The sequence below is a fragment of the Streptomyces chartreusis genome (assembly GCF_008704715.1).
Classification (GTDB): domain Bacteria; phylum Actinomycetota; class Actinomycetes; order Streptomycetales; family Streptomycetaceae; genus Streptomyces; species Streptomyces chartreusis.
In genome coordinates this window covers 4,585,772-4,597,874 of the sequence record NZ_CP023689.1, presented here as the reverse complement: position 1 = coordinate 4,597,874, position 12,103 = coordinate 4,585,772, and the positions used below count along the sequence as shown (strand labels likewise).

The following is a 12,103-nucleotide window of genomic DNA, read 5'->3' as shown; positions in this document are numbered from 1 at the left end:
TAGGTCTCAGATCCGTACGGCCGTCCCGGTCACGCCGATTCCGGTGCCCGGCTCGGCCGGAACGGTCACCGTGATCGTGCTCGGCCGGCCCATGTCCACGCCCTGATGGATGGTCACCGTGGCGGGCGTCGCGACGAGTTCGAGCTCCCTCAGGTAGCCGCCGAACGCGGCCGCCGCCGCTCCCGTGGCCGGGTCCTCCACCACACCGCCCGGCGGGAACGGGTTGCGGGCGTGGAACACGGTCGGGGACTCCCGCCAGAGCAGGTCGACGGTCGTCCAGTCCTCGCGGGCCATGAGTGCGGCCAGCGGCTCCATCGCGTAGTCCAGGTCGGCCAGCCGCTCCCGGGTGGCGGCGGCGAGGATCGGGTGCCGGGCGCCGCCGAAGGCCACGCGGGGCGGCAGCGCCGGGTCCAGCTCGGCGGTGCTCCAGCCCAGGACGGCCAGCAGCTCGGCCAGGTCGGCGTCCGCGAGGGGCTCCGTGTGCGGGGCCACGCTCACCAGGGTCGCTGTCAGCGTGCCGTCGGCCGTCCGGTCGGTGGTCACGGTGACCGGGCCCGCCTTGGTCCGCAGCGACAGCCGTCCGGTGCCGTGGCGTTCCGCGTGGGCGACGGCCGTGGCGATCGTCGCGTGGCCGCAGAACGGCACCTCCGCGAGGGGGCTGAAGTACCGGATGTCCAGCGTGCCGTCGGCGGCCGGGACCACGAACGCCGACTCCGAGTAGCCGAGTTCGGCCGCCGCCGCGAGCATCTCCTTGTCGTCGACGCCGGTGGCGTCGAGCACCACACCTGCCGGGTTGCCTCCTGCGGGGTCGCTGCTGAAGGCCACGTAGCGCGAAATCTCCATTGGTGGACCGTAACCGCGTGCCGGGAACGGGGCGAGGGGATTACCCGGGCACGGGGAGCCGGGCCCGGAAAGTGACGCAGGTTACACAGAAGGACCCCCGTAGTCGCGTAATGCACGGGGGACTCGTGCCGTCTCACCGGCACAACGGCCACACCGGGCCGCTGCCCCCGCCTCGAATCGGAGCCCGCCCATGCACGTGACCCTGGAGCAGCCGACCGGCGCCCGCCTGATCACCGCCGGCCAGGAGATCGCCCTCCCGGCGACCCTGCGCTACACCTCCGGCGATCCGCTCGCCGTGCACCTGGACTTCCCGGCCCACGCCACCCTCGACGGCGAGGCCGCGACCTGGACGTTCGCCCGCGCACTGCTGGACGAGGGGCTGCGGGCCCCGGCCGGGCTCGGCACCGTGCGGGTGCGGCCGTGCGGGACGTCCCACACCTACGTGGAGTTCCACATGCCGGAGGGCGTGGCCAGACTCCGGTTCGTCACCGCGGACCTGAACCGCTTCCTGACCCGCACCTACACCGTGCTGGAGCCGGGCGAGGAGACCGTGGGCGCGGAACTGGACCGGGGCCTTGCGACCCTGTTCGGCGGGCGGGTGTGATGCCCTGGTCCGGGGGCCGGCGGTGAGCACCAAGCCCTTCACAGGCCCGCCAGGCCCTTCGCCACCGTCACGACCCCGCCCGTCAGTGCCAGCGTCAACACCAGGAGCCGCGCCCGCTGTTCGGGCGTCCGGCCGGCGAGCCAGGCGCCGATCACCCCGCCGATCGTCATCGCCGCGATCACCGTCCCCCACCGCGGGGCGCTCAGTTCCGGTACGCCGTTCGCGGCCAGCGAGAACGCGTTGACTACCGCGCCGTAGAACTGCGCGTTCGGTACGAACTCCCGTACCGTCCAGCCCGCGTTCACCGCGTACAGGGACACCGGCGGGCCGCCCACCCCGGCGGCCGAGTTCATGAAGCCGCCGACCGCGCCGGCCGCGACCGCGCCCTTCGTGCCGCGCAGGGCGGGGACCCGGGCGCCGCGCAGGACCAGCAGCACGGCGAGGGTGACGAGCCCGCCCATGGTCAACAGGAGTACCGGCTCCGGCAGTCGGCGCGTGATCCAGGTGCCCGCCGGGACCGTGCAGGCCGCGGCCACGCACAGCGGGACCATCGCGCCCGGCCGTACTCGCCGCCAGCCGCCGGCCAGGCCCACCGCACTGATCGCGCCGCACGCGCAGTTGGCGAGGACGACACCCTCGGCGGGGCCGAGCAGCAGCACCAGCGCGGGGACCGCGACCAGCGCGAAGCCCATGCCCGTGAGCCACTGGACGGAGGATCCGAGCAGCACGATGGCCGCCAGCAGCGCGTCGCCCGTCCATCCGCTCGTCACGGCTCGGCATCCTCACCCGCGGCCGGGGTGTAGCGGGCTACACCCCCTCTTCGGGAGCTCACTACCTCGTGGCTGACCTCGGGAAACGGAATCGTTGATCGCACCAGGTCAACGGCCGTCGAGCGACGGCCCCGCCCCGAAGGACTCCGCCCATGAAGGCTCTGCTCTCCTCCCGTGCCGTTCTGTGGTTCCTGTTCCTCTTCAACGCCGTGGTCGCCGCGGCCGCCCCCTTCGTCGTCGACGGCACCCAGGGCGTCCTGACGGCCGCCGGCATGGGCGTCGTATCGCTGGGCGCAGGCGTCGAGTTGGTGCGCGGACGGGGTCGCGGACGCGGTCGCCGGAAGGCCGCCGCCGTGTGACCGGGCGCTCACGCGGCGCGAATTGGAGCGGTGTTGTCCCCGGCCTGTACGTCCGCTGCACGGGCCCTAACCGGCCCGCGGCGAGTCTGGAGCCACTTGAACCAGACCTGTTACGGGAGATGCGATGACTCGTCGTTCCATCAGCAAGCGCGTGGCCGTTGTCACCGCCACCGCCGTGGTCGCCGTCGGCACGGTCGCCGCCGGTGCCGCGGCCGCCGGGCCCGGCTGGGGTGAGAAGAAGCCCGGCTGGAGCGAGAAGAAGCCCGGCAAGAAGGAGATAGCCGGCCTGTTCGACCAGTGGAACAGCGCCCTCGCCACCGGTGACCCGGAGCAGGTCGCCGACCTGTACGCGAAGGACGCGGTGCTGCTGCCCACGGTCTCCAACAAGGTCCGCGCCGACCGCGCCGGAATCGTCGACTACTTCGAGCACTTCCTCGCCAACAAGCCGGTCGGCACGAAGATCGAGACCCACGTCAACGTCCTCGACCACAACTCCGCCATCGACACCGGCGTCTACGAGTTCGCGCTCACCGACCCCGCGACCGGAGCGAAGAGCACCGTCGAGGCCCGCTACACCTACGCCTACGAGAAGCGCGGCGGTGAGTGGCTCATCGTCAACCACCACTCCTCGAAGATGCCCGAAGGCTGATCGCCACCTTCAGCCCGCCCCCGGGAGCGTCCCCGAGCGCCACGGTCCCGCCGTCGTCGGTCACCAGCTGCTTGACGACGGCGAGGCCGAGGCCCGAACCGGACCTCCCGGTCAGCCCCCGGCCGCGCCAGAACCGGTCGAAGGCACGGGACTTGTCGGCGTCCGGCATGCCGGGACCCTCGTCGAGGACCGAGAGCACCACCGACTCGCCCTTGGTCTCCACCCCGACGGTGATCGTGCCACCGTCCGGTGACACCTCCAGGGCGTTGGAGAGCACGTTGTCCAGCACCTGCTCCAGATGGCCGGGAGAGGCCAGCACCAGTGGCCGGCCGTCGGCACTCGCCGCGAGCGCGATGGTGACTCCGCGCTCGTCGGCGGCCGGCCGCCACACGTCCAGCCGCTCGCGCACGATGTCGATAAGCGCCAGCGGTTCCGCCGCCGTCACCTTGGCCTCCGCCCGCGCCAGCACCAGCAGCCCGCTCACCAGCCGGCTCATCCGGACGACCTCGGCCGTGGCCTGCTCCACGTCCTCCTTGACGAAGTCGTCGTCGACCCCGTCCGCGATGTTGTCCAGCGACAGCCTGAGCGCCGTGAGAGGGGTACGGAGTTGATGCGAGGCGTCGGCCACGAAGATGCGCTGCGAGGCGACCAGCGTGTCCAGGCGCTCCGCGCCCTGGTTCAGGGTGCGCGCCAGTGTCTGGGTCTCCGGCGGGCCCGTCACGGGGGAGCGGGCGGTCAGATCGCCGTCGCTGAACCTGCTCGCCATGTCGTTGAGCTGGCGCAGCGGCCGGGTGATACGCCGTGCCGCGGCGGCGCCGATCACGGCGGCCACGGCGAGGACGGCCACCGCGAGGACCGCTCGGAAACCCCAGATCGTCCAGAGCCGTTCGGTCAGGTCGTCCGTCGAGTACACGATGCGGACCGCGCCGACGACCGGGCCCCGGTTGCGGCCGTCGAGGTCGACGGCGCTGGAGCGGGCGGGCACCGTGACCTTCAGCTCCGGCCCCCAGATGAAGGAGGAGCCCCAGTCGGTCGTGGACCTGCCGTCCTCAAGGGCTCCGGTCAGGGCCGCGTCCCGCTGCGGGCCCGGCAGGCCGGTGTCGCAGCGCCCGGTCGTCTCGACCTGGCCGGGGGTCTGGCCGGCGTACGCCCGGGCCATCTCGTCCAGGGCCGCGCACGAGGGGGTGTTGCCGTTGCCGAGGAGCAGGGCCATGGTGTCGGCCTCACGCCGCGCGGAGTCCGCGGTGTCGCCCCGCAGCTGGTCCGTGAGCGTGAACGCCACCGGCACCGTGAAGAGGGCGATCGCCACGGCCACGAGCAGGACGTAGCTGCGGATGAGTTGGCGGATCATGACGGGCCGCTGCCGTCGCCCCGGTCGGAGCCGACGACCTCCAGCCGGAAGCCGACCCCGCGCACCGCCTCGATCGTGACGGCCCCGGCGAGCTTGCGCCGCAGCGCCGCCACATGCACGTCGAGCGTCTTGGTCGGGCCGAACCAGTTCGCGTCCCAGACCGCCTCCATGATCTGCTCCCGCGACATCAGCGCCCCCGGCTCCTCGGTGAGGAAGGCCAGCAGGTCGTACTCCTTGGGCGCGAGCGCGACCTCCTCGCCGTCCAGCCGGACGCGGGCCGCCTTGCGGTCGACGGTGAGACGGTCGCCGTAGCGGTCGGGGCCGGTCCCGGCGGGCGTACGGGGCCGGCTGCGGCGCATGACGGCCCGTATCCGGGCTATGACCTCGCGGACGCCGAACGGCTTGGAGACGTAGTCGTCCGCGCCGAGTTCCAGCCCGACCACCCGGTCCGTCTCGTCGCTGCGCGCGCTGATCACGATGATCGGCACGTCACCGCGCTCGCGCAGCGCCCTGCAGACGTCGAGCCCGTCGGTGTCGGGCAGTCCGAGGTCGAGGAGCACGACGTCGTAGGGATCGCTGTGGCTCAGCGCCGCGCCGCCCGTGGTCACCCAGGCCACCTCGAAGCCGTAGCGCAGCAGTCCTCGCCGGAGCGACTCGGCGACCGGTTCGTCGTCTTCCACCAGAAGTACGCGCACACGCCGAACCCTAGTGGTTGAAACTTAAAGACGACCGGCCGTCGAGCCGGTGAGCGGCTACCACATGACGGGCAGCCGCTCCGGGATCCGCTTCATGAAGCCGGTGCGCCACACCAGTTGCTCGATCGGCACCGCGAGCCGCAGCCCCGGCATCCGCTCCAGCAGCGTCCGCAGCGCGATCTCGGCGTGCGCCCGGCCGAGGGCGGTCGCGGGGCAGTAGTGGCGGCCGCCGCCGAAGGAGAGGTGCGCGGTGGCGTTCTCCCGGCCGAGGTCGACCCGGTGGGGGTCGGGGAAGGCCGCCGGGTCGAAGTTCGCGCCCTCGACGAGGACCAGCACCAGCTCGCCCGCCTTCAAGTCCACGTCGCCCAGCCGCACGTCCTCGGTCGCCAGCCGCGGCAGGCCGTCGCCGATGGACAGGTTGATCCGCAGCAGCTCGTCCACGGCCGCGGGGATCTTCCCGGGGTCCGCGACCAGCTCGGCCTTCAGGGCGGGGTGTTGGATCAGCGACACCAGCGCCATGGTCAGGAAGCCCGAGGTGGAGATGACCCCGGCGCCGAACATCGTCACCCCCACCGTCGCGAGCATCTCGTCGGTGAGATGGCCGTACTCGGGGTCGGCGCGCAGGGCGGCGAGCTCGCCCATCAGGCCCGTCGTCGCCGGGTCGTCGAGGCGCTCCGTCATGAAGGCGATGTCCCGGTCCCAGTTGAGCCGGGCGCCGGCGACCGGGCAGGCCGAGTTCATGAACGCGATGTCCAGGCTCCGCATCAGCCGGGGCGCGTCCGAGGCCGGGATGCCGAGGATGCGGCAGTGCATACCCGCCGAGTACGGATCGGCGAAGCCGGCCCGCAGGTCGGCCGGAGCGCCCTCGCGCATCAGCCCGTCGACGAGTTCACCGGCACCGGACCGCATCCACTCCACCAGGCCGGGGCTTTTGGGGTTCAGTGCCTTCAGCACGGCCTTGCGCAGCCCGGCGCCGGTGATGTTCCCCATGTTGTTGACGACCTCGGGCGGGATCGTCAGCGCGTACTGCCGCGGCACGCCGGGCGCTGAGGTGTCCTTCAGGCTGAAGCGGGGGTCTTCGAGGACCTGCTTGCACAGGGCGTACGACGACACCAGCCACGCCTCGTCGCCGGCGATGGTGCGCACGCGCCGCACCGGCCGGTCGGCGCGCAACTCCTCGACCTCGGGCGGGAGCTGGTCGCCGCGCCAGGAGAACGGGAAGTCGAGGGGAGTTTCAGTGAGCATCGGTGGTCCCCTCGGCGGGCGTGACGATGGCGTGCCCCTGGTTGCGGGAGGCGCGCAGTCCGGCGCCGCGGGAGTAGAGCAGCTCGGCCATCGGCAGCAGCTGGTGGTAGCAGTTGAGGGAGGACGGGACGCCGAGGATGGCGGGGGTGTCCAGGAAGAGCGGCGCCTCGGCGCAGACGTAGGAGAGGCAGACCTCGCGCTGGGCGGCGGTCGCCCCCTCGGCCCGGCCGGTCAGGAACGAGTCGACGAGTTTCTCGCAGGTCGTGCGGAACTCGTCGTCGGTGGCGAGGCGGGCCCGGAGCCGGTCGTGGATCTCGCGGTAGGCCGCGTTGCCGTGGAAGTCGGACATGGCGTGGGCGTGCAGGCGGCTGCCGCCCGGGTCCGCCGCCCGGACGGCGCCCAGCACCTTGGCGCGCACCCCGCGCAGGTTCTTCACCGCCTTGCGGCGGGCGTCGTCGGGCGGATAGCCGGACGCCGCGTACATCTCGGCCACGTACAGGTCCGTGTAGACGAAGTCCACCCGCTCGAACCGGGTGAGGCCCCAGCGGGCCAGGTCGTGGACCCGGTCGGCGGAGAAGTAGCTGTTGCCGGGGGAGACGCCGATGACGGCGTGGTCGCCGGCGTCGCGGATGACCTCGCAGTGCGGGGTGAAGGGCCTGATCTCGAAGAGGGAGCCGGCCGCGGAATCCGTATCGGCCTCGGCTGATGTGACGTGCTGGATCTCGGAAGCGGTCGCAGTCGTCAAAGGAGGAGGATCCTTCGCGTCGCAAGTCCCGATGGAGCCTTGTGCCCCTGGTGTGGCGACGACGACGCGAAGTTAGCGGGCGACTACGGAGAGCGTCAATGCCCATTTGGCGGCCCACGCCACCCGCGAGTGACCTGCCCCACTTTCCGGAGTGCGGGGCTCCCCACCGGGCAGACACGACCCCGAGCGGCCGAATCTCACCATCTGGGAACCCCAAGGTCGAATTCGGACGCTCGGTAAACTGAGCCGACACACACGGACTGAGCGAGGAGCGCACGTGGGCCTTGTCGTGCAGAAGTACGGAGGCTCCTCCGTAGCCGATGCCGAGGGCATCAAGCGCGTCGCCAAGCGGATCGTGGAAGCCAAGAAGAACGGCCACCAGGTGGTCGCAGTGGTTTCCGCGATGGGCGACACGACGGACGAGCTGATCGATCTCGCCGAGCAGGTATCCCCGATCCCTGCCGGGCGCGAGCTCGACATGCTGCTGACCGCGGGAGAGCGGATCTCCATGGCCCTGCTGGCCATGGCGATCAAAAACCTGGGCCACTCCGCCCAGTCGTTCACCGGCAGCCAGGCAGGTGTCATCACCGACTCGGTCCACAACAAAGCCCGGATCATCGACGTGACACCGGGCCGGATCCGTGACTCGCTGAACGAGGGCAACATCGCCATCGTCGCCGGGTTCCAGGGCGTGAGCCAGGACTCCAAGGACATCACCACGCTGGGGCGCGGCGGGTCCGACACCACCGCCGTGGCGCTGGCCGCCGCCCTCGACGCCGAGGTCTGCGAGATCTACACCGACGTCGACGGGGTGTTCACCGCCGACCCGCGCGTGGTCAAGAAGGCGAAGAAGATCGACTGGATCGCCTTCGAGGACATGCTGGAGCTGGCCGCGTCCGGCTCGAAGGTGCTGCTCCACCGGTGTGTGGAGTACGCCCGCCGTTACAACATCCCGATCCACGTGCGGTCCAGCTTCAGCGGGCTTCAGGGCACGTGGGTCAGCAGCGAGCCGATCGAGCAAGGGGACAAGCAGGTGGAGCAGGCCATCATCTCCGGTGTCGCGCACGACACCTCCGAGGCCAAGGTCACGGTCGTCGGTGTGCCGGACAAGCCGGGCGAGGCCGCCGCGATCTTCCGCGCGATCTCCGACGCCGAGATCAACATCGACATGATCGTGCAGAACGTGTCCGCCGCCTCCACCGGGCTCACGGACATCTCCTTCACGCTGCCGAAGTCCGAGGGCCGCAAGGCCATCGACGCCCTGGAGAAGAACAAGGCCGGCATCGGCTTCGACTCCCTGCGCTACGACGACCAGATCGGCAAGATCTCCCTGGTCGGCGCCGGCATGAAGACCAACCCGGGTGTCACGGCGGACTTCTTCAAGGCGCTGTCCGACGCGGGCGTGAACATCGAGCTGATCTCCACCTCCGAGATCCGCATCTCGGTCGTCACCCGCGCCGACGACGTCAACGAGGCGGTACGCGCCGTGCACTCCGCCTTCGGACTCGACTCCGACAGCGACGAGGCCGTGGTCTACGGAGGCACCGGGCGATGACCCGTCGACCGACGCTGGCGGTCGTTGGCGCGACCGGGGCCGTCGGCTCGGTCATGCTCCAGATCCTGTCCCAGCGCGCGGACGTCTGGGGTGAGATCCGTCTGATCGCCTCGCCGCGCTCGGCCGGCCGAAAGCTGGCCGTGCGCGGCGAGGAGGTCGAGGTGGTGGCGCTCACCGAGGAGGCCTTCGCCGGGGTCGACGTCGCGATGTTCGACGTCCCCGACGAGGTGGCCGCCCGCTGGGCGCCGATCGCCGCCGCCGCGGGCGCGGTGGTGGTCGACAACTCGGGCGCCTTCCGGATGGACCCGGAGGTGCCCCTGGTCGTGCCCGAGGTCAACTCGCACGTGGTGCGCAGGCGCCCGCGCGGGATCGTGGCCAACCCCAACTGCACGACCCTCTCGATGATCGTGGCGCTGGGCGCGCTGCACGCCGAGTTCGGCCTGCGCTCCCTCGTGGTGTCCTCCTACCAGGCGGTGAGCGGGGCCGGCCGCGCCGGCGTCGACACCCTGCGCCAGCAGCTGTCCCTGGTCGCCGGCACGGACCTGGGGACCAGCCCCGGCGACGTACGGCGGGCCATCGGCGAGAACACCGGCCCGTTCCCGGAGCCGGTCGCGCTGAACGTCGTGCCGTGGGCCGGGTCGCTGCGCGAGGACGGCTGGTCCTCGGAGGAGATGAAGGTGCGGGACGAGTCCCGCAAGATCCTCGGCCTGCCGAAGCTGCCGGTCGCGGTGACCTGTGTGCGGGTGCCGGTGCTGACCGGGCACTCGCTGACCGTGCACGCCCGCTTCGAGGGCGAGGTCACCGTCGCCAAGGCCCGCGAGATCCTGGCCACCACCCCGGGGGTCGTGCTGTACGACGACCCGGGCGCCGGTGAGTTCCCGACGCCCGCCGATGTCGTGGGCACGGACCCGACCTGGGTCGGCCGGGTGCGGCGTTCGCTGGACGATCCCACGGCGCTCGAACTCTTCGTCTGCGGGGACAATCTGCGCAAGGGCGCGGCCCTCAACACCGCTCAGATCGCGGAGCTGGTGGCGGCGGAGTTTTCGTGAGACTGCCGGTGCCGCAGGAAATCCCCTGGGCTGCGACGGATTCGTTTGTAGGATCTGTGTGAAGAATGTGAGCTGAACGATGGTCCGGACCACTTGAACCGGGCCGGGTCGGCATCCGAAGATTTTTCTCCCCGCCTTCTGCAACCGCTTGCAGGGCGGGGAGCGTCTTTGCGGTCGCCCTTATGGGCGTGGAGACGCGTTTTTTCTGGCGTGGGGACGCCATGAGCTGGGCGTGGGGACGCCCGTTCATGTGGGACATAAGGGAAGAGCGGGTAGGCATGTGGGCGTTTGACGCACAGCCAGTTGTGCTGCCTCGGGTGAGAGCAGCTGCGGACGTCGGCGCAAAAGTGACGTCCGGCACGTACAACCCTCTCGGGGGTACGCGTGTCCAACAGGCGTGGCAGAGGTACTCGACTTCAGTGCGGCGACCCGCGGTACGGCCCTACGGCCGCCCCGCCGGCCCGTCCGATCACGCATGCCCGGTGCGCCCGGCGGCATGCCGGTGATCGCGCCCATGCCCGCAGCGCGGCCAACCCGCATCCCGAGTCAGCGTGACGGTGCCGATCACGCCGAGAACACCGCGGCGGCCGGCACCACCGTCGATCACCTCACCGAGACCTACCGGGCGCACTACCGCTCCCTGCTGGGTCTCGCGGCCCTCCTCCTCGACGACACCGCCTCCTGCGAGGACGTCGTCCAGGAGGCGTTCATCCGGGTCCACTCCGCGCGCAAGCGGGTGCGGGATCCGGAAAAGACACTGGCGTATCTGCGCCAGACCGTCGTGAATCTGTCCCGCTCCGCCCTGCGCCGCCGCATACTCGGGCTGAAGCTGCTGTCCAAGCCGATGCCCGACATGGCGAGCGCGGAGGAGGGGGCCTACGACCAGCTCGAACGGGACTCCCTCATCAAGGCGATGAAGGGCCTTCAGCGCCGTCAGCGCGAGGTGCTCGTCCTGCGCTACTTCGCGGACATGACCGAGGCGCAGGTCGCCGAGACGCTCGGTATCTCGCTGGGCTCGGTGAAGGCGTACGGCTCGCGCGGCATCGCGGCTCTGCGGGTCGCCATGGAGGCGCCGGCATGAGCGGGGACCAGGACGAGCGGCGGGAGCCGGCGGAACTGCCGGACAAGCAACAGCCGAAGCAATCGCACGCTGGGAACGGAACTGTGAACCACGGCCCCGACGACCAGGGCCCCGAGGGGCTCGACTCGGACGAGCTGGTCTTGCGCCGCTTGCTGCACGACGCGGTCGAGGAGATGGAGCCGCGCGACGGCACTCTGGACCATCTGCGCCGGGCGGTGCCCGCACGCCGGGCGCGCAAGCGGCAGGCGCTCGTCGGCATGGCCGCCGCGGCCCTCTTCGTCGGCACCGCCGTCCCGGCGCTGGTGCATGTGTCCAACGCCACCGACGCCAACGTCAACTCGTCGAACGCCGGTCACGGTGAGCAGGCGCAGGGCGGCGTCGGCCAGGGCAAGGAGACGGAGGGCGGCCAGAGCACCTCGGGCGGCTCCTCCGGCAAGACCCAGGACCGGGGCAAGGACGGCGACAAGGACGAGGACAAGGGCTCCGGCACGGGACCGGGCAGCGGTTCCGGCAGCCCCGACGACCCCCAGGCCACCACCGCGGCGGGCGTCGCGGCGTGCACGGTCGACCAGCTCGGCACGTCCGGCGGGGCCTCCGACGCCCCCGACACCGCCGGCGCGGTCTACGGCACCTTCCGCTTCAGCAACATCTCCGCGGGCGACTGCATGGTGAGCAGCCCCGGCAACGTGAGCGCGCTCGCGGGCGGCGCGGCCGACCAGGCGAAGATCACCTCGATCCGGCACACCGCCGGGGACGCGGCGGCCGGACTGCCCGACCCGGCCCAGGAGCTGACCTCGCTCATCCTCAAGCCGGGCGAGTCCTACGCGGTGAAGTTCGCCTGGATACCCTCGGAGACCTGTCCCACCACGGGTGACAACACCGGCGGCAGCACGGGCGGCGGGGAGCCCTCGCCCGACCCGACGCCGACCGACACCACCAGCGGCACCACCGACGGCACCTCCACCGGCGGCGACACGGGGACATCCACCCAGCTGCTGACCGAGGACACCACCGTCGACGGCAGCGTCACGATCTCCAACACGACGGAGGCGGGAGGCGCGACGGGCACGGTGGTCGTGTCCAACGCCTGCGCGGGGACGGTCTACTGGACGGGCGTGCTGGCGGGGGCGTGACCGCTCCGTCGCCGCCGCCCCGCG

13 protein-coding genes are annotated in these 12,103 nt (G+C 71.4%); 7 read left to right on the top strand and 6 right to left on the bottom strand.

Annotation, left to right across the window (positions count from 1 at the left end; all coding sequences use genetic code 11):
• Positions 1–6: 6 nt before the first annotated feature.
• Positions 7–843: a PhzF family phenazine biosynthesis protein gene (locus CP983_RS19845; protein WP_150500834.1), complete on the bottom strand. Its 837-nt coding sequence runs from the start codon at positions 841–843 to the stop codon at positions 7–9.
• A 190-nt stretch (positions 844–1,033) separates the two neighbouring features.
• Between CP983_RS19845 and CP983_RS19840 the strand changes: the two genes are divergently transcribed.
• The gene (locus tag CP983_RS19840; RefSeq protein WP_125527253.1) at positions 1,034–1,447 is read left to right on the top strand and encodes an SsgA family sporulation/cell division regulator; all 414 of its coding nucleotides are present in this window, start codon (positions 1,034–1,036) and stop codon (positions 1,445–1,447) included.
• 38 nt (positions 1,448–1,485) lie between these two features.
• Here the strand turns inward: CP983_RS19840 and CP983_RS19835 are convergent, their stop codons facing one another.
• A complete protein-coding gene (locus CP983_RS19835) occupies positions 1,486–2,217 on the bottom strand; it encodes a sulfite exporter TauE/SafE family protein (protein WP_150500832.1) in 732 nt (243 codons plus the stop codon).
• Positions 2,218–2,369: 152 nt separating this feature from the next.
• Here CP983_RS19835 and CP983_RS19830 point away from each other — a divergent pair, with 152 nt between their 5' ends.
• Positions 2,370–2,576 carry a hypothetical protein gene (locus CP983_RS19830; RefSeq protein ID WP_150500830.1) on the top strand — a complete coding sequence of 69 codons (207 nt, stop codon included), beginning with the start codon at positions 2,370–2,372 and terminating at the stop codon, positions 2,574–2,576.
• 124 nt (positions 2,577–2,700) lie between these two features.
• On the top strand, positions 2,701–3,225 hold the full coding sequence (locus CP983_RS19825; protein WP_150500828.1) for an SgcJ/EcaC family oxidoreductase: 525 nt from the start codon (positions 2,701–2,703) through the stop codon (positions 3,223–3,225).
• Here CP983_RS19825 and CP983_RS19820 read toward each other — a convergent pair.
• The 4 genes from CP983_RS19820 to CP983_RS19805 are packed head-to-tail and all read right to left on the bottom strand — an operon-like array spanning position 3,191 to position 7,261.
• Positions 3,191–4,576, bottom strand: coding sequence for a HAMP domain-containing sensor histidine kinase (locus CP983_RS19820; RefSeq protein WP_150500826.1), 1,386 nt, complete (start codon positions 4,574–4,576; stop codon positions 3,191–3,193). The two genes, CP983_RS19825 and CP983_RS19820, sit on opposite strands and share 35 nt — an antisense overlap.
• The gene (locus CP983_RS19815) at positions 4,573–5,271 is read right to left on the bottom strand and encodes a response regulator transcription factor (protein ID WP_150500824.1); all 699 of its coding nucleotides are present in this window, start codon (positions 5,269–5,271) and stop codon (positions 4,573–4,575) included. Before CP983_RS19815 ends, CP983_RS19820 begins: the two co-directional genes overlap by 4 nt.
• A 57-nt stretch (positions 5,272–5,328) precedes the next feature.
• Positions 5,329–6,516, bottom strand: coding sequence for a cytochrome P450 (locus CP983_RS19810; RefSeq protein WP_150500822.1), 1,188 nt, complete (start codon positions 6,514–6,516; stop codon positions 5,329–5,331).
• The gene (locus CP983_RS19805) at positions 6,506–7,261 is read right to left on the bottom strand and encodes a cyclodityrosine synthase (RefSeq protein WP_150500820.1); all 756 of its coding nucleotides are present in this window, start codon (positions 7,259–7,261) and stop codon (positions 6,506–6,508) included. Before CP983_RS19805 ends, CP983_RS19810 begins: the two co-directional genes overlap by 11 nt.
• Positions 7,262–7,538: 277 nt before the next feature.
• On the opposite strand from CP983_RS19805, the gene CP983_RS19800 reads away from it, so the two are divergent.
• From CP983_RS19800 to CP983_RS19785, 4 genes are all read left to right on the top strand, one after another.
• Entirely contained in the window at positions 7,539–8,816 is a 1,278-nt protein-coding gene (locus CP983_RS19800; protein WP_030946921.1) for an aspartate kinase, read from the top strand.
• Positions 8,813–9,865 (top strand): aspartate-semialdehyde dehydrogenase, encoded by a 1,053-nt coding sequence (locus CP983_RS19795; protein ID WP_030946919.1) that lies wholly within the window; start codon positions 8,813–8,815, stop codon positions 9,863–9,865. Before CP983_RS19800 ends, CP983_RS19795 begins: the two co-directional genes overlap by 4 nt.
• A gap of 475 nt (positions 9,866–10,340) precedes the next feature.
• Positions 10,341–10,946 carry a SigE family RNA polymerase sigma factor gene (locus tag CP983_RS19790; protein WP_107904679.1) on the top strand — a complete coding sequence of 202 codons (606 nt, stop codon included), beginning with the start codon at positions 10,341–10,343 and terminating at the stop codon, positions 10,944–10,946.
• Complete coding sequence (locus CP983_RS19785; protein ID WP_229915043.1) at positions 10,943–12,079, top strand: hypothetical protein; 1,137 nt, start codon at positions 10,943–10,945, stop codon at positions 12,077–12,079. The genes CP983_RS19790 and CP983_RS19785 overlap by 4 nt, the downstream gene beginning before the upstream one ends.
• Positions 12,080–12,103 lie beyond the last annotated feature (24 nt).